Source organism: Mesorhizobium sp. SEMIA396 (genome assembly GCF_024518615.1).
Taxonomy (GTDB): Bacteria; Pseudomonadota; Alphaproteobacteria; order Rhizobiales; family Rhizobiaceae; genus Mesorhizobium.
The window spans coordinates 463486-482528 of sequence record NZ_JANIFC010000003.1 but is presented as its reverse complement, the minus strand read 5'-3'; the positions used below and the strand labels follow the sequence as shown (position 1 = coordinate 482528).

General features: G+C 63.9%; 21 protein-coding genes. 8 read left to right on the top strand and 13 right to left on the bottom strand.

The features are described from left to right. Window positions 1-64: 64 nt before the first annotated feature. Together NP503_RS11800 and NP503_RS11795 are read right to left on the bottom strand one after the other, a co-directional pair. The gene (locus tag NP503_RS11800) at window positions 65-997 is read right to left on the bottom strand and encodes a CHAD domain-containing protein (protein WP_127268426.1); all 933 of its coding nucleotides are present in this window, start codon (window positions 995-997) and stop codon (window positions 65-67) included. Next, on the bottom strand, window positions 994-1467 hold the full coding sequence (locus NP503_RS11795; protein WP_127268427.1) for a CYTH domain-containing protein: 474 nt from the start codon (window positions 1465-1467) through the stop codon (window positions 994-996). The genes NP503_RS11800 and NP503_RS11795 overlap by 4 nt, the downstream gene beginning before the upstream one ends. Window positions 1468-1557: 90 nt before the next feature. Here NP503_RS11795 and NP503_RS11790 point away from each other — a divergent pair, with 90 nt between their 5' ends. Genes NP503_RS11790 through NP503_RS11775 form a run of 4 tightly spaced genes read left to right on the top strand, consistent with a single transcriptional unit; the run spans window position 1558 to window position 5261 of the window. Further along, complete coding sequence (locus NP503_RS11790) at window positions 1558-2244, top strand: CerR family C-terminal domain-containing protein (RefSeq protein ID WP_127268428.1); 687 nt, start codon at window positions 1558-1560, stop codon at window positions 2242-2244. Between the two features lie 13 nt (window positions 2245-2257). After that, window positions 2258-3211, top strand: a complete 954-nt coding sequence (locus NP503_RS11785; RefSeq protein WP_127268429.1) for an HlyD family secretion protein — start codon at window positions 2258-2260, stop codon at window positions 3209-3211. After that, the gene (locus NP503_RS11780) at window positions 3208-4128 is read left to right on the top strand and encodes an ABC transporter ATP-binding protein (protein ID WP_127268430.1); all 921 of its coding nucleotides are present in this window, start codon (window positions 3208-3210) and stop codon (window positions 4126-4128) included. Before NP503_RS11785 ends, NP503_RS11780 begins: the two co-directional genes overlap by 4 nt. Continuing rightward, on the top strand, window positions 4125-5261 hold the full coding sequence (locus NP503_RS11775; RefSeq protein WP_127268431.1) for an ABC transporter permease: 1137 nt from the start codon (window positions 4125-4127) through the stop codon (window positions 5259-5261). The genes NP503_RS11780 and NP503_RS11775 overlap by 4 nt, the downstream gene beginning before the upstream one ends. A gap of 83 nt (window positions 5262-5344) precedes the next feature. Here the strand turns inward: NP503_RS11775 and NP503_RS11770 are convergent, their stop codons facing one another. The 3 genes from NP503_RS11770 to NP503_RS11760 all read right to left on the bottom strand — a co-directional run bounded on the left by NP503_RS11770 (window position 5345) and on the right by NP503_RS11760 (window position 7652). Next, entirely contained in the window at window positions 5345-5944 is a 600-nt protein-coding gene (locus tag NP503_RS11770; protein ID WP_127268432.1) for a DNA-3-methyladenine glycosylase, read from the bottom strand. 97 nt (window positions 5945-6041) lie between these two features. Further along, window positions 6042-7019 (bottom strand): threonine/serine dehydratase, encoded by a 978-nt coding sequence (locus NP503_RS11765; RefSeq protein ID WP_127269749.1) that lies wholly within the window; start codon window positions 7017-7019, stop codon window positions 6042-6044. Between the two features lie 309 nt (window positions 7020-7328). After that, window positions 7329-7652: a hypothetical protein gene (locus NP503_RS11760; RefSeq protein ID WP_023813492.1), complete on the bottom strand. Its 324-nt coding sequence runs from the start codon at window positions 7650-7652 to the stop codon at window positions 7329-7331. A gap of 176 nt (window positions 7653-7828) precedes the next feature. On the opposite strand from NP503_RS11760, the gene mbfA reads away from it, so the two are divergent. Continuing rightward, the gene (gene mbfA, locus NP503_RS11755) at window positions 7829-8812 is read left to right on the top strand and encodes an iron exporter MbfA (protein ID WP_127269751.1); all 984 of its coding nucleotides are present in this window, start codon (window positions 7829-7831) and stop codon (window positions 8810-8812) included. Between the two features lie 165 nt (window positions 8813-8977). Here mbfA and NP503_RS11750 read toward each other — a convergent pair whose 3' ends face one another. The 3 genes from NP503_RS11750 to NP503_RS11740 form a co-directional block, all read right to left on the bottom strand. Beyond that, entirely contained in the window at window positions 8978-9322 is a 345-nt protein-coding gene (locus NP503_RS11750; protein WP_127268914.1) for an antibiotic biosynthesis monooxygenase, read from the bottom strand. Beyond that, complete coding sequence (locus NP503_RS11745) at window positions 9319-9651, bottom strand: NIPSNAP family protein (RefSeq protein ID WP_127268912.1); 333 nt, start codon at window positions 9649-9651, stop codon at window positions 9319-9321. The genes NP503_RS11750 and NP503_RS11745 overlap by 4 nt, the downstream gene beginning before the upstream one ends. Before the next feature lie 63 nt (window positions 9652-9714). Next, window positions 9715-9930, bottom strand: a complete 216-nt coding sequence (locus NP503_RS11740; protein ID WP_127268910.1) for a DUF1127 domain-containing protein — start codon at window positions 9928-9930, stop codon at window positions 9715-9717. A gap of 68 nt (window positions 9931-9998) precedes the next feature. On the opposite strand from NP503_RS11740, the gene NP503_RS11735 reads away from it, so the two are divergent. Then, the gene (locus tag NP503_RS11735; protein WP_127268908.1) at window positions 9999-10673 is read left to right on the top strand and encodes a helix-turn-helix transcriptional regulator; all 675 of its coding nucleotides are present in this window, start codon (window positions 9999-10001) and stop codon (window positions 10671-10673) included. A 12-nt stretch (window positions 10674-10685) separates the two neighbouring features. On the opposite strand, the gene ligD is transcribed toward NP503_RS11735, so the two are convergent. Together ligD and NP503_RS11725 are read right to left on the bottom strand one after the other, a co-directional pair. Beyond that, on the bottom strand, window positions 10686-13202 hold the full coding sequence (gene ligD, locus NP503_RS11730; protein WP_127268906.1) for a DNA ligase D: 2517 nt from the start codon (window positions 13200-13202) through the stop codon (window positions 10686-10688). Window positions 13203-13214: 12 nt separating this feature from the next. Next, window positions 13215-14084, bottom strand: coding sequence for a Ku protein (locus NP503_RS11725; protein WP_127268915.1), 870 nt, complete (start codon window positions 14082-14084; stop codon window positions 13215-13217). 378 nt (window positions 14085-14462) lie between these two features. Between NP503_RS11725 and NP503_RS11720 the strand changes: the two genes are divergently transcribed. Beyond that, complete coding sequence (locus tag NP503_RS11720; RefSeq protein WP_013528645.1) at window positions 14463-14603, top strand: hypothetical protein; 141 nt, start codon at window positions 14463-14465, stop codon at window positions 14601-14603. A 254-nt stretch (window positions 14604-14857) separates the two neighbouring features. Beyond that, complete coding sequence (locus NP503_RS11715; RefSeq protein WP_256754965.1) at window positions 14858-15244, top strand: thiol-disulfide oxidoreductase DCC family protein; 387 nt, start codon at window positions 14858-14860, stop codon at window positions 15242-15244. A 49-nt stretch (window positions 15245-15293) separates the two neighbouring features. Here NP503_RS11715 and NP503_RS11710 read toward each other — a convergent pair whose 3' ends face one another. The 3 genes from NP503_RS11710 to NP503_RS11700 form a co-directional block, all read right to left on the bottom strand. After that, window positions 15294-15677 carry a DUF1850 domain-containing protein gene (locus NP503_RS11710; protein ID WP_127267559.1) on the bottom strand — a complete coding sequence of 128 codons (384 nt, stop codon included), beginning with the start codon at window positions 15675-15677 and terminating at the stop codon, window positions 15294-15296. Continuing rightward, the gene (locus NP503_RS11705; RefSeq protein WP_127267558.1) at window positions 15674-17794 is read right to left on the bottom strand and encodes a TRAP transporter permease; all 2121 of its coding nucleotides are present in this window, start codon (window positions 17792-17794) and stop codon (window positions 15674-15676) included. The genes NP503_RS11710 and NP503_RS11705 overlap by 4 nt, the downstream gene beginning before the upstream one ends. Window positions 17795-18024: 230 nt before the next feature. After that, window positions 18025-18984, bottom strand: a complete 960-nt coding sequence (locus NP503_RS11700) for a TAXI family TRAP transporter solute-binding subunit (protein WP_127267557.1) — start codon at window positions 18982-18984, stop codon at window positions 18025-18027. Between the last annotated feature and the right edge of the window lie 59 nt (window positions 18985-19043).

The window sequence follows — 19043 nt, the reverse complement described above, 5'->3', positions numbered from 1 at the left end:
ATGGGCGGGTAATGAGGGCTAGCGCACGCCTTCCTCCCCCGTCCGGAGCGCGAGGAAGAGCGTCCTACGATGCCGCGGCCTCTTCCGGCGGCGCAGCCAGATCGTCGCGCGCCTTGCGGGCCAGTTTGCGTGTCGAGCGTTTGGGATTGTCGCCGAACAGCTCGGCCGCTTCGGCCAGGCAGCTCTTCTTCAGCTGCTTCTCCGACCGCTTCAGCAGCTTGCCCAGAAGTTTCGTGTCCTCGGGCAGCCCGAGTGGCTGGTCGTCGGCCTCGAGCAACGCGCGCATCACCAGCACATCGTGCAGGTCGCCCAGCCGCTCGCCCAGTTCGTCGACCGCCTTGCGCCGGGCCTTGATCGGTGTCGGCCACAGCCTGCCGAGCAGCGACAGATGCATGCCGTGGGTCTTGGCCGCCTTGCGCAAATCGTGGAAATCATCGGCCGCGCCCCGCGATCTGGCCTTGTCGAGCGCCTTCCTGGCACGGCGCAGCGTGACGCGGGCACCTTCGGCAAGCACGTCGGCCGCCTGTTCCGGCTGGTCGGGCAAGGCCAACGCTTCGACGCGTTTGAGGCCATCCTCGCAAGCGGCGGTCGCCGCGCCGATCGCCGCCTCGAGCCCGCTGCCTTCGTGCAGTTCATGCTGGCGCGCGATCAGCCTGTCGCGCGCAGCAGTAAGCCCATCGTCGGCGCTCTCCTTGGGAAAGCTCGCCGCCAGCCGGTCGATGGTTTCGATCAGCGCTGTCGCCTCGCGCGGACCGGCAAGCAGGCCGGCTACATTGCGATAGCACTGGTTCTCGGTCTCGCAGAATGTTTCGTCGCCGGAACGAACAAGCCGCAGCAGGGCGCGGGCGCTCTTCAGCCGCTTGCGGCACTTGTGCAGCGCCTGTTCCGGCCGGCTCCGTGCGGCGTCAAGGTGATGCAGCGCCTTGCCGATTTCCTCGGCAAGGATACGCCTGACCTCGCCGGTCAGCGGCAGGCGCGGATCGATACGAAAGCTCATGCGGCGATCTCCGGTATCCCCCCAAGGGCGAGCGACGCGTTGTAGAATTTTGACTCGCCGGTGACTTCGCGGCCGAGCCAATCAGGCAGCATTTCGTCCGGCACGTCCTCCGGCGTCTCAAGTTCGGCGATCACAAGTCCCGCAAGCGGACCGCCGAAGACATCGATTTCGTAGAGATAGCCACGGTGCCTAACATGGTGACGTGTCTTCTCGATGACACGTCCGATGGCGAAGTCCAGCATCTCCACCGCCTCCGAGAGCGGGATCGAGTATTCGAATTCGTCGCGTTCGCGCGCCTTGCTGCCGAATTTGAGTGTCAGCTTGGCGGAACCGCCATCGCTGATGCGGATGCGCACCGTGCGCCCGGGGCCGGCAGCGAGATAGAACTGGAGAATGCGGATATTGGCCTCGGCCAGTTCCCGCCATGCGGTGCTGGTGACCAGGAATTTTCGTTCGACTTCCTTGCCCATGGCCGGGCACTAAAGCGTTTGCCGCCGTCGATGGCAAGATAATGACGAACAGAAGTTGACTTTAATCAATCGATTGATTAAACTGCGCTCATGGTCAAACTGCCTGAGCCCAAAATTCTTCGCCGCGAGCCCGCCGAGATGACGCGCGCGGCCCTTGTCCAGGCGGCGCTGAAGCTGTTCGGAAGGCAGGGCTTCGATGGCACCTCGACGCGCGAGATCGCCGCCGAGGCGCGAGCCAATATAGGCTCGATCGCCTATCATTTCGGCGGCAAGGAGGGTCTTCGCGCCGCTGCCGCCGACTTTATCGTCGAGACCATCCAGGGTGTAGCCGGTCAGGCGCTCGGCAATGTACAGGCGCCTGCGCCGGGACCAGCCAATCCGGAGGCGGCGCAAGCGCTACTCTTCGCGGCGCTGGAGCGGATGGTCGGCTTTGTCGTGGCCAGCCCGCAGGCCGGCGAGATCGTGCAGTTCGTGTTGCGTGAGCTTTCGCATCCGACGGCAGCCCTCGACCGCATCTATGACGGCGTCTTCGAGCCGACGCATCGCCGGCTGTGCCAGCTCTGGGAACAGGCGACCGGCGAGCCCGCCGAAAGCGAGGCCACAAGGCTCACCGTGTTCACGCTGATTGGCCAGGTCATCTATTTCCGCATCGGCCGCGAGGCGGTGATGCGCCGCATGGGCTGGAAAGACATCGGCGCCGCCGAGGCGGCCAAGGTGGTGACGGTCACATCGGGTAATCTCAAGGCCATATTGGCTTCCAAAAAGAGCAAAGCATGAAGGGGCAAAGACCATGAGCTTTCTGTGTTCGCTGCCGCTCGCCGCGCAGCTCTTCTCGGCCTGTGCCCCGGCTGCCCCGCTGGCCGTCGGCTATGTCGAAGGCGACTATGTGCTGCTGGCACCGATCGAGGTGGCGCAGGTCGAGACCGTCACGGTGAAGCGCGGCGACCGTGTGGTGCCTGGCACGACCGTGGTGACGCTGGAAAGTGCCGATGCCAAGATCGCGGTGGCGCAGGCGCAGGCCGGCCTTGCCCAGGCGCAGGCGCAGTTGGCTGACCTGCAGATCGGCAAGCGGCCGGAAGAGATCGCCGTGCTGAAGGCCGAGGTCGACATGGCCAGCGCCCAGGCCGCCGACGCCAAGCGCAAATACGACCGCGCCGCCGATCTGTTCAAGCGCGGCGCCGGCACGCAAGCCGATTTCGACACCGCGTCGGCCACGCTGGAAACGGCCAATGCGCAGGTCGGCCAGGCCAATGCCAATCTCGCCGTCGGCGGCCTGCCTGCGCGCCCTGAGACGATCAAGGCCGCCGACAATCAGGTCAAGCAGGCGCAGGCTACCTTGGAGCAAGCTCAGTGGCGGCTGTCGAAACGGGTGCTGGCAGCCCCTTCGCCGGGCCGCGTCAACGATGTCATCCGCAATCCGGGCGATACATCAGGTCCGACCGCGCCTGTGATCTCGATCCTGCCCGACGGCGCGGTCAAGCTCAGCGTCTACGTCCCGGAGAGCGCCTTCTCCTCGGTCAAGGTCGGCACCTTGCTCGGCGTCCATTGCGACGGCTGCGGCCCGGATGTGAAGGCGCGCGTCAGCTACGTGTCGCCCGATCCTGAGTTCACGCCACCGGTGATCTATTCGCTCGAGAACCGGCAGAAGCTGGTCTACCTGGTCGAGGCGCGGCCGGAGGGCGATGCCGGCCCGCTGCAGCCGGGCCAGATCGTCGATGTTGATCTCGCGGACAGTGCAAGATGAACGCCATCGATGTCCACGGCCTGGTCAAGGGCTTTGGCGACAAGACCGTCGTCGACCATGTGACGATGTCGGTCGCCGAGGGCGAGATCGTCGGCTTTCTCGGCCCCAACGGTTCGGGCAAGACCACCACCATCCGCATCATGTGCGGCCTGCTGACGCCGGACGAAGGCGAAGGCACGGTGCTCGGCTTCAACATCCGCACCGACAGCCTGCGCATCAAGCGTGAAGTCGGCTACATGACGCAGAAATTCTCGTTCTACGAGGATCTGACGATCGGCGAGAATCTCGAATTCGTGGCGCGGCTCTATCGGCTGAAGCCGGTCGAAGAGCATGTCGCGAGCACGTTGGAGGACCTCGGCCTGACGTCGCGCCGCAACCAGCTGGCCGGCACCTTGTCGGGCGGCTGGAAGCAGCGGCTGGCGTTGGCCGCCTGCATCATGCACAAGCCGAAATTGCTGCTGCTTGACGAGCCTACGGCCGGTGTCGACCCGAAAGCGCGGCGCGAGTTCTGGGACGAGATCCATCGCCTGGCCAGCGGCGGGCTGACCGTGCTGGTCTCCACCCACTACATGGACGAAGCCGAGCGCTGCCACCGCATCAGCTATATCTCCTACGGCAAGATGCTGGCCACCGGCACTGTCGCCGAGGTGGTGAGAAATGCCGGGCTGACCACGTTTGTGCTGCAGGGTCCGCGGCTCGATCAGGTCGCCGAAGCGCTTCAGGGCCGCTCCGGCGTCGACCAGGTGGCGCCTTTCGGCGCGACGCTGCATGTCGTCGGCTCCGACAAAAAGAAGCTCGAAGCCGCACTCGCCGACGTCGAGAAAGAGCACAAGGGCGTGAAAGTTTCGCCCGGCGAAACCAGCCTCGAGGACGTCTTCATCCAGTTCATGTCCGGCTCGAAGGACAACATGGCATGAACAGCGTCTTTTCCTTCGCCCGGCTTGGCGCGCTGCTGATCAAGGAATTCATCCAGATGCGGCGCGACCGCATCACCTTCGCCATGATGCTCGGCGTGCCGCTGATACAGTTGGTGCTTTTCGGCTACGCCATCAACAACGACCCGAAAAGCCTGCCGGCAGCACTCGTGGCGACGAGCAACGATCCCTACACGCGTGCCATTGTCGCGGCGCTGCAGACCACCGGCTACTATCGTTTCGACCATGTCGCGCAAAGTGCCGCCGAGGCCGAGTTCCTGATATCGCGCGGCGACGTCGCCTTCGTCGTCACCATCCCCGCCGATTTCGCCAGGAGGGTGGAGAGCGGCAGCAACCCGCAGATACTCATCGAGGCGGACGCCACCGACCCGGCGGTGGCCAGCGGCGCCATTTCGACGCTCGGCACAGTCGCCAGCCAGGCGCTGCTGAGGGCGCAAGGCACGCAGGAAGCCGCCGCCGAGGCCGCCAAGGGTCGGCTCGATGTCGTCGTACACCGGCGCTACAATCCCGAAGGCATCTCGCAATACAACATCGTGCCCGGCCTGCTCGGCGTCATCCTGCAGATGACCATGGTGATGATGACCTCGATCGCGCTGACGCGCGAGACCGAGCGCGGCACGATGGAAAACCTGCTGGCGATGCCGTCCAGCCCGCTCGAGATCATGATGGGCAAGGTGCTGCCCTACCTGGCGGTCGGCGGCGTGCAGGTGGTGGTGGTGCTGGCGGCGGCGAAGCTGCTGTTCGCCATCCCCTTCACCGGATCGATGTCGCTGCTCCTGACCGCCGTGCTGATCTTCGTGCTGGCGCTGGTGCTGCTCGGCTATACGATTTCCACCATCGCCCGCACGCAGATGCAGGCCCTGCAACTGACCTTCTTCTTCTTCCTGCCGTCGATCATGCTGTCGGGTTTTATGTTCCCTTATCGCGGCATGCCGGACTGGGCGCAAATCCTCGGCGAGATCTTCCCGCTGACGCATTTCCTGCGCATCACCCGCGCGGTGATGCTGAAGGGCGCGGAACTGCCGGCGGTGTCAACGGAGATCGGCTGGCTGGTGGTGTTCGTGGCCTTGTTTGCCGGCGTGGCACTGGTGCGGTTCAGGCGGACGCTGGATTAGATGCCGCACGACCTCCAGTCTTGGCACCAGCCTTTGCGGAAGGGAGAAATGCTTTCGCCAATCTCCATGGTTTGTAACTGCCACTAACCGTTGAGCGATTTCGGGCCGCTGACGAAGGCGCTCCCCTTGACGTAAAACCGCAGCGGGCGATCGGCATCCTTTGTAATGCCGATCCGGACGCCTTGGGCGATGTCGCCGGCTTGATGCTCGTCGGTTGCCAGCCATAGCGGGCCTTTGCGGCAAAGATCGAGCCCGTCGAGCGAACGATCGATCCGCAACGCCTGGGCCAGCCTTCCCGGTCCTCGCGCCAGGTCGCGCAGGCGCTCGACGCCGCGGTTGAGCCGCATGATCGCAATGCCCTCGAGTGGCTCGAGCGCCCTGATCAGCACGCCGGTTCCGACCCCCGGCATCTCGCTCGAGACATTGAGCATGTAGGAGATGCCGTAGGCGAGATAGACATAGGCGTGCCCGGGTTCGAGAAACAGCGAACGGTTGCGCGGGGTCATCCCCCGGTAACCGTGTCCGGCGGCGTCACCGGTCACATAGGCCTCGGTCTCGACGATGCGGCCGCTGGCGATGCCTTCAGGCAGCTCGCGCACCACGAGTTTGCCAACGAGGGTGCGGGCAAGGGATGCCGTATCGTCGGGCAGCTCGGAACGCGTGAGCGGGCGGTAGATGACCATGCTCAGCGCGGCGACGATTTGGCGGCGGGCGAGGAGTGATCCAAGGCGGAGCCTGTCGCCAGATACTCCATATCAGATACCCTTGGACATCGCCGTCTCAAGCAGCCGCCATGATCCCGGCATAAGTGCCGAAATCGACATTGCCGCCGGACAGCACCACGGCAATGCATTTGCCGGACAGCTCGATCTCGCCCGATGACAGTGCCGCCAGCGCCACACAGCCGCCGGGCTCGACCACCAGCTTGAGATAGGCCATGGCGTCGCGCATCGCCTGCGCCGCCGCCTGGTCCGAGACGGCGATGCCACCGGTGAGATTCCTGCGGTTGATCTCGAAGGTGATCACGCCAGGCTCGGCGGTCAGCAGCGCGTCGCAGATCGAACTATGGCCGGGCTCGTTCGAAACCCTTGCACCGGCGGCCAGCGACCGGCGGGTGTCGTCGAAATGCTCGGGCTCGACCGCCCAGACCGCCGTGTTCGGCGAGGCATCCTTGACGGCAACGGAGATGCCACTCGACAAGCCGCCGCCGCCGCAGGGGACGATCACCGCGTCGAGGTCGACGCCAAGCGCTTTTGCCTGGCGCATCAATTCGAGGCCGATCGTGCCCTGGCCGGCAATGATGGCCGGATCGTCGAAAGGCGGCACCAGCACCATGCCTCTTTCCATGTAAGGACGGATCACGGTCATGCGGTCGTCGCGAAAGCGGTCGAACGGGACCACCTCCGCGCCCATCTTGCGCACATTGGCAATTTTCATCGCCGGCGCGTCTGAAGGCATGGCGATCACCGCCTTGACGCCGAACATCGCGGCCGAGGCGGCGACGCCCTGCGCATGATTGCCCGATGAGAAAGCGACGACGCCTCGGCTGCGCTCCTCCGCGCTGAGCGACGACAGCTTGTTGTAGGCGCCGCGGAACTTGAACGAGCCGGTACGCTGCAGCGTCTCCGGCTTGAACAGGATGCGGCCCCCGAAGCGTCTGTTCAGCTCCTGCGATTCGATCAAGGGGGTTTCGATGATCAAGCCGGAGAGACGCGCGGCGGCGGCGTGGATGTCGGCGATGCCGGGAAGGGTGGTCATGGTGGGTCCTGTGGGAAGATGTTGCCCTTCATGATGCCCGCAAAGGGAGGTGGCGCACCATGGGAAAAATGTGACCGTTACAAAGTTTAGCGAGTCATGATCGGCGTTTGCGCCGCCCCTCATCTGGCTGCCGCCATCTTCTCCCCGTAAACGGGGAGAAGGACGCTGTCGCCTTTGGTTTCGCCAATCTTCAGCGTTGCAAGGGGGTGCGGCGCTTCCCGCCAGCTTCTTTCTCCCTGTTTACGGGGAGAAATGCCCGGCAGGGCAATGAGGGGGCAGCGCCGAGATCGGCCAAATTGGCCACCCAATCTAGCCAAGCAAAGTCCTCTGCCTCTTGCCCCCACCCAGCTTGCGCCAGTTGTTGAAACGGTGGCTGGCGGCGGCAAAGGATATCTTCATCTGCTGGGCGACCGAGTAGCGCGACTTGCCCTCGTCGAACATGCGGTAGCAGCACTCGACGCCCTCCTCCGTCAGTTTGCCGTCCGGCGCCTTGTTGTGCGGGTTGGCGGGGTCGAATTTCTCGACCTGCTGCTCGACCAGGCCCTTCAGGCGCTGCAGGTCGGCCTCGATGCTGGCGATGAGATCGAGAACGGGCTTGGGATCATAGGGGTGCGGAGGCTGTTTTGCCGTCATCTGCCGGTTCCTTGTTCTTGGCTTGAGTCCAGCAATATAGGTGAACATTCACTGATAATGAAGAGTCACCGCGGGCGTGGGGCTTCAACAATTCTTGACCGCGACCCAAGCGCGCAATTGACCGAAGGTGTTCAAAACCCTAGTTTAGAACTATTCTAAACTAGGGTGAATTCCTCATGCTTTCCCGTGTTTTCGGCTTCGGCCGCCGCCCCTTCGAATCGCTCTCCGAACAGGAGATCCTGGCGCTGGCCATTTCCTCCGAGGAGGATGACGGTCGCATTTACCGGGCCTATGCCGACGGGCTGACGGAAAACTTCCCGCAATCGGCAAAAGTGTTCGAGGAGATGGCCGAGGAAGAGGATGGCCATCGCGATGCGTTGATCGAGCTTTTCCGCAAGCGGTTCGGCGAGCGCATACCGCTGATCCGGCGCGAACATGTGAAGGGTTATTACGAGCGCAAGCCCGACTGGCTGGTCCGGCCGCTCGGCATCGAGCACGTGCGCAGCCATGCCGAGGCGATGGAGCGGCAAGCCTACCTTTTCTATGTCGAGGCGGCCAAGCGCACGGCAGATGCTTCGACGCGAAAACTGCTCGACGATCTGGCGGTGGCCGAACTGGGCCATGAGACCCTGGCGCAGCGGCTGGAACAGAAACATGTGCCGGGCGCCGTCAAGGCCGAGGAGGCCAGCGCCGAGCAGCGCCAGTTCATCCTCACCTATGTGCAACCAGGGCTGGCCGGGCTGATGGACGGGTCGGTGTCCACTCTGGCGCCGATCTTTGCCGCTGCCTTTGCCACGCACGACACCTGGCAGACGCTGCTGGTCGGGCTTGCCGCCTCGATCGGCGCCGGCATTTCGATGGGCTTCACCGAAGTCGCTTCCGACGACGGCAAGCTGTCGGGCCGCGGCTCGCCGATCAAGCGCGGTCTGACCGTCGGCATCATGACGACGCTGGGCGGTCTCGGACACGCGCTCCCCTATGTCATTCCGCATTTCTGGACGGCCACCGGGGTTGCCGCGGTGGTGGTGTTCTTCGAATTGTGGGCGATCGCCTTTGTCCAGAACCGCTACATGCAGACGCCTTTCCTGCGTGCCGCCTTCCAGGTGGTGCTGGGTGGCGCCCTGGTGTTCGCGGCCGGCGTGCTGATCGGGAATGCATAGTTTTTTCCCTTCCCCCCTTGTGGGGGAAGGTGGATCGGCGCGCAGCGCCGAGACGGATGAGGGGTGTTCCAGCGGAGTGAGACGTTGGCGTTCCCTGGAACACCCCTCATCCGTCGCCTGCGGCGACACCTTCTCCCACAGGGGGAGAAGGAAGAAACTTGCCACTCACCCATTCACCGCCCGGCTATCCCTAGGCGCCTCGTCTCTCTCCGTCAGTCCATAATCCCTCATCACATGGGCGATGCGCAGACGGTAGCCGGCAAAGATACCGCCCCGGCCGGCCTTCTGCGCCTGGCGGTGTTCCTCGGTGTTGCGCCAGGCCTTCACGGCTTCCTCGTCGCGCCAGAATGACAGCGACAGGATGCGGTTCGGATCGGCCAGGCTCTGGAAACGCTCGATGGAAAGAAAGCCGTCAATGCCGTCGAGCAGTGGACGCAGGTCCGCGGCGATGCTCAGATAGGCGTCGCGCCGGCCTTCCGCCGGCTCGACCTCGAAGATCACGGCAATCACGGCAGCACCAGTTTCGCGTGCGGGCCTGAGGCCAGTTTCAGGAACATGCGATCCTCCTTCAGGATGAACCTCTCGCGCTTGGCGAATTCGTAGTTTGCCTTGCCGGTGGGATCGGCGGCAAGCCGGGCGCGATAGGCTTCGTAGGCGGCCAGGCTCTCGATGTTGTAGGCGGCATACGCGGTCGTCGCCGAGCCCTCATGCGGCGCGTAGTAACCGATCAGATCGGCGCCGCAGCGTGGAATGGCCTGGCCCCAATTGCGCGCATACTCCTCGAAGGCCGCCTTGCCGAACGGGTCGATCTCGTAGCGGATGAAGCAGGTGATGGTCATTGTGGTCTCCTTGGGGTGCGTCGATAGTTCGAGCGGCATCGAAACGTTGTGTCGTCTGGTCTGCTAGGGCTGCCAGAAGGACTTCGCGCATTCGCGGCGCACGTCTTGCCGCGTTAGCCCAAGATCGCGCAGCTGATGATCATCCATCTCGGCAAGGTCCAGACGCTGCAAATGGCGGTCATACCAGCGGGCCAGCAGCCGCGAACGCAGCCAGGTGACGAACGGGAAGAATTGACGGCTGGGGAGCGAGGCTGAGGGGAAAGCGGTTCGTGCGGCCATCGTCGTCTCCTTGATCTCACCTGAGAATAGTGATTATCTGACAAGAACGCTTCGATGAGGAACGAACTATGCGTGAAGGACCCGACATCGCCAGCATCGCCAGCCTGGTCGGCGACCCGGCACGGGCAAACATGCTGAATGCCCTGATGGGCGGCACGGCGCTGACGGCGAGCGAACTGGCGCTCGAGGCCGGCGTTTCGCTGCCGACCGCCAGCTCGCATCTGGGCAAACTGATGGAAGGTGGGCTGCTCACGGTGGCGAGCCAGGGCCGGCATCGCTATTACGGCCTCGCCGGACCGCAGGTGGCCGGCATGATCGAAGCCATCACAGGCGTCGCGGAAGCCGTCGGTCCAAAGCGTGTGCGCCCCGGTCCGCGCGATGGTGCCATGCGGGTGGCGCGCGTCTGCTACGATCACCTCGCCGGCGAGCAGGCGGTGGCGATGCTCGATCGGCTCGTCGCCAAGAACGTATTGGTCCGCGACGAACAGGAGATCAGGCTCGGGCCATCGGCGGCTTCGCATTTCGCGGCGATAGGCATCGACGTTTATACCAAGCCGCGCCGGCCGGTGTGCCGCGCCTGCCTCGACTGGAGCGTGCGCCGTTCGCACCTCGCCGGCACGCTGGGCGCCGCCATCCTCGAGAAGATCCTGGCCGAGAAATGGGCGCGCCGCGAGAAGGACAGCCGCGCGGTGATCTTCTCGCCGCCGGGTAGACAGGCGTTTGAGAGGGTGTTTCTGTCTTGAACGGGCGAAGCGTTAACCCCGCCTCAGAGCCTTGCCCTGCTTAAAGAAATCCGACCACGGATCGGCTTTCGCCAGCTGTTTCAGCGTAGTCTTGCCGCCGATCGGGAAAGCGTTCGGCGCCAAGCCGGCCTCGATCTCTGGCCAGGTCACCGGCATCGACACGGTGGCGCCCTTCTTGGCGCGTGACGAATAGGGCGCGACCGTCGTCGAGCCCCTGCCATTGCGCAGATAGTCGACGAAGATCTTTCCAGTGCGCGCTTTTTTCGACAGCGTCGCCGTGTAGCGGTCGGGGGCACCCTGCTCCAGCGCACGGGCAAAATCATGGGCGAAGGTTTTGACCTCATCCCAATCCGCCGCTGGTCTCAGCGGCACCATGACGTGAAAACCCTTGCCGCCCGAAGTCTTGACGAAATTCGGCAGCGACAGCTCGTCGAGCTTGCCCCTGATATCGAGTGCCGCCTCGCGGACCGCTTTCACGTCGATACCTTCATCGGGATCGAGATCGAAGATGATCTGGTCGGGCTTTTCGATCTCGTCGATCGTGCACCCCCAGATGTGGATCTCGACCACGCCATACTGGACCAGTGCGGCGACACCATCGAAATCCCGGATGTACAAGATCTCCTCGCCGTCAGTCGGATCCTTCATGCGCGCGATCTTGTCGCTCATACCGGCCGAGGCATGTTTCTGGAAGAAACGCTGGCCACCGACACCGTCCGGCGCCCGCACCAGGCTGAGCGGCCGGTTGACGACAAACTGTTCCATGCGCGGCCAAACCTGCGCGTAATGGTCGAGCAGGCCCTGCTTGGAGATGTTTTCATCCGGCCACAGCAGCTTGTCGGGATGCGAGAGTTTTACCGTGGTCGTCATCGATCCGGCGGCTTTGCCACCCGATGCCGGCTTGGCCGTGCTCTTGCCTGTCGATGTCTTGCCTGTCGACGCTTTGGGCTTTTCCTGCACGACTTCCTCCGCCGGCTTGTCCTCGCGCAATCCCTGGAACGAGGCGTGGCGTATTATACGGTCCGAGGTCCAGCTGCGAAACTCCACTTCGCCGACAAGTTCGGGCTTGACCCAGACCAGGCCCTTGCCCTTCGGCACGGCGGTGGAGAAGGGCGATGTCTTTGCCGTCAATGCATCGAGTTTTGCCTTCAGCTCGTTGGCGCCCTTGCCGGAGAAACCAGTGCCGACGCGGCCGGCATAATGCAGCTTGCCGCCCTCGTGGAAGCCGACCAGGATCGAGCGCAGGCCGCGCCCGGTCTTGTCCGACGGCAGATAGCCGCCGATGACGAATTCCTGCCGCGCCGTGCATTTCGACTTCACCCAGGTCGGGCCGCGGCCGCTGCGATAGGGTGCATCGGCACGCTTGGAGACGACGCCTTCCAGGCCCATCCGGCAGGCATGCTCCAGCATGATCTTGCCGGGTTCGGAAAAGTGGTCGCTGAAGCGGACCGCCGGATTGTCGGACTGCTTGCCGAGCAAATCCTGCAAGGCCTGCTTGCGCTCGACCAGCGGCTCGCGCCGCAAATCCCTTCCATCGAGGCGCATCAGATCGAATACGTAATAGATGAAGCGATTTGTCCGCTTCGCCGACAGATCCTGCTGCAACAGCGCGAAAGACGAGACGCCGCTGTCGGCGAGCACGACCACCTCGCCATCGATGATGGCGTCGCTGCACTTCAGCCCGGCCAGCTCCGCGACGATCTCGCCGCCGAACTTCTTCGTCCAGTCGAGGCCGGTCCGGGTCAGCAGCCGCACATCGGTGCCGGCGATCTGCGCCTGCATGCGATAGCCGTCGAACTTCACCTCATGCAGCCAGTCCTTGCCCGGCGGCGCATCGCGCTCCAGCGTGGCCAGCTGCGGCTCGATGAAGTCGAGTTTCTTGCCCGCGGCCTTCGTCTTGCCGGCGGCCGGCTTGTTGGAATGCCAGACCTTCGGCTTCTCACCCTTCGCGGCCTTGCCCTCGCCGACCTCCTCGATCGTCAGGCCCGACTTCACCGATTCCGGCGCCTCCTTGAGGATGTCCTCGCCAGGACGCGCGGCGGCATCGTCCGACTTGATCAGCAGCCAGTTGTCGCGTTTTTCACCCGCACGCGGCTTCAGTCGCACCAGATGCCATGCCCCATGCAGCTTGTGTCCCCTGAGCTCGAAGCTGATATGGCCCTTCTTCATCGCCTTGGCCGGGTCGATCTCGGGGGTCCAGGTGCCCTCGTCCCAAACGATGACCGAACCGCCGCCATATTCGCCCTTGGGAATGGTGCCCTCGAACGGCGCATAGTCGATCGGGTGATCCTCGACATGCACGGCCAGTCGCTTCTCATGCGGATCAAGGCTCGGGCCGCGCGTCACCGCCCAGCTCCACAGCACGCCGTCATGCTCGAGGCGCAGGTCGTAATGCAGCCGCGTCGCGGCATGCTTGTGGATGACGAAGATGCCGCCCGCGCCGCCCTGCTTGGTCCGGGCGACCTTGCCGGCCGGTTCGGCGGTTTTCTTGAAATCGCGCTTGGAGTGATATTGTTCGAGGCTGGCCATCCGTTGGGTTCCTCAGGCCGATTTGCGTTTGGGCGCGCTGGCTTTCGGCTTGGCGCGTTTGGCCGCCGGCTTGGCTTTCGCCGACGAAGACCTTTTCGATGATCCGGAATCTGACAGGCTCTTCTTCAGCGCGTCGAACAGATTGACGACATTGGAAGGCTTGGGCGCCGCCTTGGCCTTCGGCGCCTTGTGGCCGGCCTTCTTGGCGCGGATCAGCTCCAGCAGCGCGTCCTCGTATTTGTCGTCGAATTTCGAGGGATCGAACTTCGTCTTCTTCTTGTCGATGATCAACTCGGCGAGGTCGGTCATCTCCTGATCGGTCTTCACCGACTCGATGTCGCCGAAGACGGTGTCCTGCTGGCGCACCGTGTTGTCGTAGCGCAGCGTCGTCAGCACCATGCCTTTGCCGAGCGGCTCGATAACCACCGGCCGTTCGCGTCGGTAGAGCACGATACGCGCCAACCCGGCCATCTTCTTGCCCGCCATCGCGTCGCGAATGACGGCGAACGCTTCTTCCGACACCTTGTCGGCCGGCGCGACATAATAGGGCGTATCGAGATAGATCTGCTGGATCGAAGCTTTGTCGACGAAACCGTCGAGCGCCATCGTGTGCGAGGATTCGATCTGCACCGCCTCGATCTCGTCTTCCTCGATATGGATGAAATCGCCATCGTCGAGTTCATAGCCCTTGATCTCGTCATCCTCCCCCAGAGGCTTGCCGGTTTCGGCATCGACATAGAGGCGCTTCACCGTGTTGCCGGTCTTGCGGTTGAGAATGCGAAACGAGACCCGCTCCGTGTGGGTGACGACATTGGTGAGTTCGACGGCACAGGTGACCAGCGAAAGCTTTAAATAGCCTCTCCAGGCCGGACGCGGCGCCATGATATCTCCCTTCCACAACCAGATGAAGGTGAGAACGGACAGACCGCGCTCCAGTTCCGCGCTCACGGACCGATCTGGATGCCAAGGGCGCGCCCGAGGCCTTATGGCCGCCAGCACCTGAATTTCGCGGGCGCGGCAAAAGTTGAAACAGAACCGCGCGCGCGCGACATTCAAACGAAACATATGTGATGCAAAAGTCACATTGGCCGGAATGCCGGCCAACTGCACGGAAAGACCCCGAATCAGCCGCAATCCAGCCACGAAGCGAGGCATTTTCGACCAGATATTAACATCACGTTCACCGACTATTCACGCCTCGACGCTATGATGACCGCAATTCGGAAGGGACATCCGAAAATCGGGACAGGGACAAGGGTAATGAACTTCCTCGCGCACCTCATCGGCTATGCCGCCGCCATCCGCGAATTCGTCGCGCCGACCTATCGGCCCGAGCGCTATTACATGCGCGGCCCCGGCCCTGCTTGCGCCCGTCGCGGCAACTCGCTGGGCGCGCACTGATCATGGCTTTCGAAAATCGCCACAACAGCAGGATCTGCAGGCCGGCCGCCTCTACCCGCGCCACCACCTATCGCGCCGAGCGTCCCGCTCTCGCCGACAGGCGCCGTGCGACATCGCCACGGCTTTGATACCGACGCTGGCCGGCTTAGTGTCATAGGACACGAGCAGCCGAGGCCAGCGTGACCGACCATTCCCAACCCAGTCGACCCCAGTCAAATCGTCCCTCCGGAACAACTCTCGACGCACGCCATCGATTGATCGTTTTCGATGGCGTCTGTGTGCTCTGCTCCGGCTTCGTGCGCATGGTGGTCAGGCTCGATCGCCAAGGCCGTTTCCGCTTCGCCACCGCGCAGTCGCCCTTCGGTGAAACGCTGTTTCGGAAGCATGGACTGCGCACGGACTCTTACGAAACCAACCTCGTCCTGATCGACGGCGTCGCCTTCACGCGGCTCGACAGCTTCGTCGCTGTCATGGCGGAACTCGGCTGGCCCTGGCGGGCGGCAAAAACGCTGCTGCTGCTGCCGCGCCCGCTGCGCGACTGGCTCTATGAGCGCGTTGCCAGGAATCGCTACGCGCTGTTCGGCAGGAAGGACAGCTGCGAGGTTCCTTCTCCGGAGCTGCGCGAGCGGTTCCTTGACTGAGGATGTGGCTGCTGGAGAACGAGCCGCCGCTCAGCGCATTGATCGGGCGTTATCGCGGTTGGCTCGAACCGGTGGATTCGCACGGCTTCAGCACGATCGCGTCGCCGGCCCCCTTGCCCAATTCCCGGCAGCCTTGAACCGAGCACAGCGTCCAGCCGTCGCCGGTTGCGCCAGAGGCGGCGAGTATGACGCGCCGCTGTGGGCCGACCGTGGGCGTGTAGGCCCACCAGCCATTCTTCAGCACCGCGCCTTCCGATGGCTCCATGCCGGCGCCCGAGCTCTTGACCCGCGCCTCGACCAGCTGCAGGCCGATAGGCGTGACCTTCCAGTCTTCCTCCCAGCGCGTCCGTTCCACCGAATGCGTCCAGGACAGCGTAAAGGCGGCGACGGAGAACGTCACCATCTTGCCGGCGGCCAGGATGCAAAGGCTCATGTTTTGGCTGAAGCCTGCCGCGCACGAAAGCAGTGCCAGCCGATCCAGGCCAGCGCCAGCGCCCAGCCGGCCTCGTCGGTCAGCGGCACCGCGGCGACCAGCAGCACGCCGGCCGCGAAGGCGATGAGCCGTTCCCACAATGCCATGCGGCTGGCGAGGAAACCGACGGCGGCGGCACCCCACAGCACGATGCCCATGCAGGCCTTGGCGACGATGTAGGCGACCTCGACGGGATAGCCGAACTGGGCGGCGATCGGCCCGGCGTCCTGCAGCATCAGAGCCGGCGTGTAGACCGCCATGAACGGCACGACGAAGCCGGCAATGGCGAGTTTAGTCGCCTGGATGCCGATCTTCAGGCCACTTTCCCTAGCCATGGGTGCCGCGGCAAAGGCGGCCAGCGCCACTGGCGGCGTCAGATCGGCCATGATGCCGAAATAGAAGACGAACATGTGGCTGACCAGCAGCGGCACGCCAAGCTCGAGTAGCGCCGGCCCGGCCAGCGACGAGGTGATGATGTAGTTGGGAATGGTCGGGATGCCCATGCCCAGCACCAGGCAGGTGAGCATGGTCAGCAACAGCGACAGGAACAGATTGTTCTCGCCGATGGAGATGATCCAGCCGATGAAGGTCGAGGCGATGCCGGTCAGCGTCAGCGTGCCGATGACGATGCCGACGATGGCGCAGGCAATGCCGACCGGCAGCGCGTTCTTGGCCCCTTCGGCGAGCGAGTCGACGCAGATCCGCAGCGTCTCGCGGCCGCCCTTGAATGTGAAGCAGGCGACCACCAGTGCGGCGATGACGGCGCCGAGGAGATTGACGCCGAACTTCATGAACGAAGCGGCGGCAAGCCCGAGCGCGATCCAGAAGACGATGCGGAAGGCGAGCGGACCGATCGCTGCTGCCAGCGGCGTGCCGAGGATGAGCACGATGGTCAGCGCCAGGCCCATCGTGCCGGCGAAGATCGGCGTGTAGCCGGCAAACAGCAGGTAGACGAGCGCTGCCAGCGGCAGCACCAGCGGCCAGTGCTGTTTCACCGCGTCCCACGGATTGGGCAGGTCCGCCTTGGCCATGCCGTGCAGCCCGGCCTTGCCGGCTTCCAGATGCACCTGCCAGAAGCACGCGCCGAAATAGAGCAGCGCTGGGATGATCGCCGCCTTGACCACATCGGCATAAGGCACGTTCAGCGTCTCGGCCATGATGAAGGCGACCGCGCCCATCACCGGCGGCATGATCTGGCCGCCCATCGAGGAGGTCGCCTCGACGGCACCGGCAAAGGCCGAGCGGAAGCCGAAGCGCTTCATCAGCGGGATGGTGAACTGGCCGCTGGCCACCACATTGGCGACTCCCGAGCCGGAAATGGTGCCCATCAGCGCCGACGACAGCACGCAGACCTGCGCCGGGCCGCCGCGCCATGTGCCGACAAGGCCCAGCGCGAAATCGTTGAACAGCGCGATCATGCCGGCGCGTTCGAGAAAGGCGGCAAAGACAACGAAGATGAAGATGTAGGCGGCCGAGACATAGATCGGCGTGCCGTAGATGCCTTCGGTGCCGTAGGCGAAGGTGTCGACCAGCTGGGCGAAATCATAGCCGCGATGGACGAGCGGCGGCGGCAGATGGTTGCCGAAAAAGCAGTAGGCGAGGAAGATGAAGGCGATGATCGCCAGCGGCAGCCCCATCAGCCGCCGCGCCGCCTCGAAGACCAGCACCACCAGCACCGCGCCGACGATGAGATCCGGCGTGGTCAGGAAGCCGGAGCGGCGGATGAGGTCGGTGTAGAACACCCAATTGTACAGGCCGGTGCCGAAGCCGAGCGCCCCGAGCGCCCAGAACGCTGCTTTGGCCGGCATGCTCTTGGCGCGCAGATTGGCGATCAGGCCGAAGCCGAGCAGCAGCAGGAAGCCGACATGCATCGCCCTCACCACCTGGCTCGGCATGCTGCCATAGGCGGCGACATAGATCTGGAACACGGAAAAGGCGACGGCGATGAGAAAGGCGGCCTTGCCGGCGATGCCGTCGCCGAAGCCGGGTGGCAGGCCTTCGACCTGTTCTTCGACGGCAGGCAGATGGAAGGTGGTGGATTTGCCGTCGGTCGTTGTTCCAGACGATGCTTCGCTCATCCGACTGTCTCCAGAAGGAGCGAAGTGTAGTGCGAGGCGCCCCCCTCTGTCCTGCCGGACATCTCCCCCTCAGGGGAGATCAGCAGCGTCGGTGTCTGCGCACGTTCTGCAACGCTAGCGAATGGCGAAAGGTATGGTGACGGCCAATCTCCCCCCTTGAGGGGGAGATGCCCGGCAGGGCAGAGGGGGACGCCTGGCGAGTGCATCTCCGATAGCCGAGCCATGCTCCGCTACTTCAACAATCCCTTCTCCTTGTAATACCGTTCCGCACCGGGGTGCAGCGGCACTGGCATGCCGTCGAGCGCCTTGGCCTGGTCGATCGCCTTGGCGGCGGCATGGGCCGCGGCAAGCTGGTCGAGATGGTCGAATATCAGCTTGGTCATCTGATAGGCGATCTCGTCGGAGACATCGGCGCGGGTGATGAGGAAATTGCCGACGGCGGCGGTGGCGACATCCTCGCTTTGGCCCTCATAGGTACCCTTGGGAATGACCACCGAAAGATAGGGCGAGCCGATCTTCGCAACATCCTCGGCCGGCACCGCCACGACATTGATCGGCACCGAGGTGGCGAGGTCGCGGATCGAGGCGACGCCGAGTCCGGCCGATTGCAGAGTGGCGTCGAGCTGCCGGTTTTTGATCAGCTCGACCGATTCGGCGAAGGGCAGGTATTCGACCCGGCCGAGATCCTCGTATTTCAGCCCCGCGGCGGCGAAGATCGCGCGCGCATTGAGTTCGGTGCCCGACGCCGGTGCGCCGACCGACAGGCTCTTGCCCTTGAGGTCGGCCAGCGTCTTGATGCCGGACTCCTGGCTGGCGACGATCTGGATGTAATTGGGATAGATGGCGGCGATGCCGCGCAATTTGTCGAGCTTGCCTGGGAAACCGGCCTCGGCATTGCCTTCGGCGGCCATCTTGACGGAATCGCCGAGCGCAAAGGCGATCTCGCCCTTGCCCTGCTGCAGCAGATTGAGGTTTTCAACCGAAGCCTTGGTCGCCTGCACCTGGGTGCGAGCGCCTTCGATGCCCTTGCCGTAGATTTCCGACAACGCCACGCCGAGCGGATAATAGACGCCGGATGTGCCGCCGGTCAGCACGTTGATGAATTCCTGGGCTCCTGCCGACACAGCGCCAAGGCCAAGTGACAGCGCCACAGCGCCGGCTGCAACAAGTTTCGTTCTGAAATGAAACATCCGATTTCCCTCCCTGAAATATCGACGACCGCACCGCCTCCCAGGTGCGAACCGGGGCG

What these genes read in the sequence shown, in the direction of transcription:
- NP503_RS11745 (WP_127268912.1), bottom strand. Translation starts at nt 9,651, where the DNA reads ATGACCATCACCTGCTTCATCCGCTACGAGATCGACCCGTTCGGCAAG.
- NP503_RS11785 (WP_127268429.1), top strand. Translation starts at nt 2,258, where the DNA reads ATGAGCTTTCTGTGTTCGCTGCCGCTCGCCGCGCAGCTCTTCTCGGCC.
- NP503_RS11765 (WP_127269749.1), bottom strand. Translation starts at nt 7,019, where the DNA reads ATGACCACCCTTCCCGGCATCGCCGACATCCACGCCGCCGCCGCGCGT.
- NP503_RS11790 (WP_127268428.1), top strand. Translation starts at nt 1,558, where the DNA reads ATGGTCAAACTGCCTGAGCCCAAAATTCTTCGCCGCGAGCCCGCCGAG.
- NP503_RS11710 (WP_127267559.1), bottom strand. Translation starts at nt 15,677, where the DNA reads ATGAGCCTTTGCATCCTGGCCGCCGGCAAGATGGTGACGTTCTCCGTC.
- NP503_RS11770 (WP_127268432.1), bottom strand. Translation starts at nt 5,944, where the DNA reads ATGGTCATCTACCGCCCGCTCACGCGTTCCGAGCTGCCCGACGATACG.
- NP503_RS11720 (WP_013528645.1), top strand. Translation starts at nt 14,463, where the DNA reads ATGAACTTCCTCGCGCACCTCATCGGCTATGCCGCCGCCATCCGCGAA.
- NP503_RS11705 (WP_127267558.1), bottom strand. Translation starts at nt 17,794, where the DNA reads ATGAGCGAAGCATCGTCTGGAACAACGACCGACGGCAAATCCACCACC.
- NP503_RS11800 (WP_127268426.1), bottom strand. Translation starts at nt 997, where the DNA reads ATGAGCTTTCGTATCGATCCGCGCCTGCCGCTGACCGGCGAGGTCAGG.
- NP503_RS11725 (WP_127268915.1), bottom strand. Translation starts at nt 14,084, where the DNA reads ATGGCGCCGCGTCCGGCCTGGAGAGGCTATTTAAAGCTTTCGCTGGTC.
- NP503_RS11735 (WP_127268908.1), top strand. Translation starts at nt 9,999, where the DNA reads ATGCGTGAAGGACCCGACATCGCCAGCATCGCCAGCCTGGTCGGCGAC.
- NP503_RS11795 (WP_127268427.1), bottom strand. Translation starts at nt 1,467, where the DNA reads ATGGGCAAGGAAGTCGAACGAAAATTCCTGGTCACCAGCACCGCATGG.
- NP503_RS11775 (WP_127268431.1), top strand. Translation starts at nt 4,125, where the DNA reads ATGAACAGCGTCTTTTCCTTCGCCCGGCTTGGCGCGCTGCTGATCAAG.
- ligD (WP_127268906.1), bottom strand. Translation starts at nt 13,202, where the DNA reads ATGGCCAGCCTCGAACAATATCACTCCAAGCGCGATTTCAAGAAAACC.
- NP503_RS11760 (WP_023813492.1), bottom strand. Translation starts at nt 7,652, where the DNA reads ATGACGGCAAAACAGCCTCCGCACCCCTATGATCCCAAGCCCGTTCTC.
- mbfA (WP_127269751.1), top strand. Translation starts at nt 7,829, where the DNA reads ATGCTTTCCCGTGTTTTCGGCTTCGGCCGCCGCCCCTTCGAATCGCTC.
- NP503_RS11740 (WP_127268910.1), bottom strand. Translation starts at nt 9,930, where the DNA reads ATGGCCGCACGAACCGCTTTCCCCTCAGCCTCGCTCCCCAGCCGTCAA.
- NP503_RS11700 (WP_127267557.1), bottom strand. Translation starts at nt 18,984, where the DNA reads ATGTTTCATTTCAGAACGAAACTTGTTGCAGCCGGCGCTGTGGCGCTG.
- NP503_RS11780 (WP_127268430.1), top strand. Translation starts at nt 3,208, where the DNA reads ATGAACGCCATCGATGTCCACGGCCTGGTCAAGGGCTTTGGCGACAAG.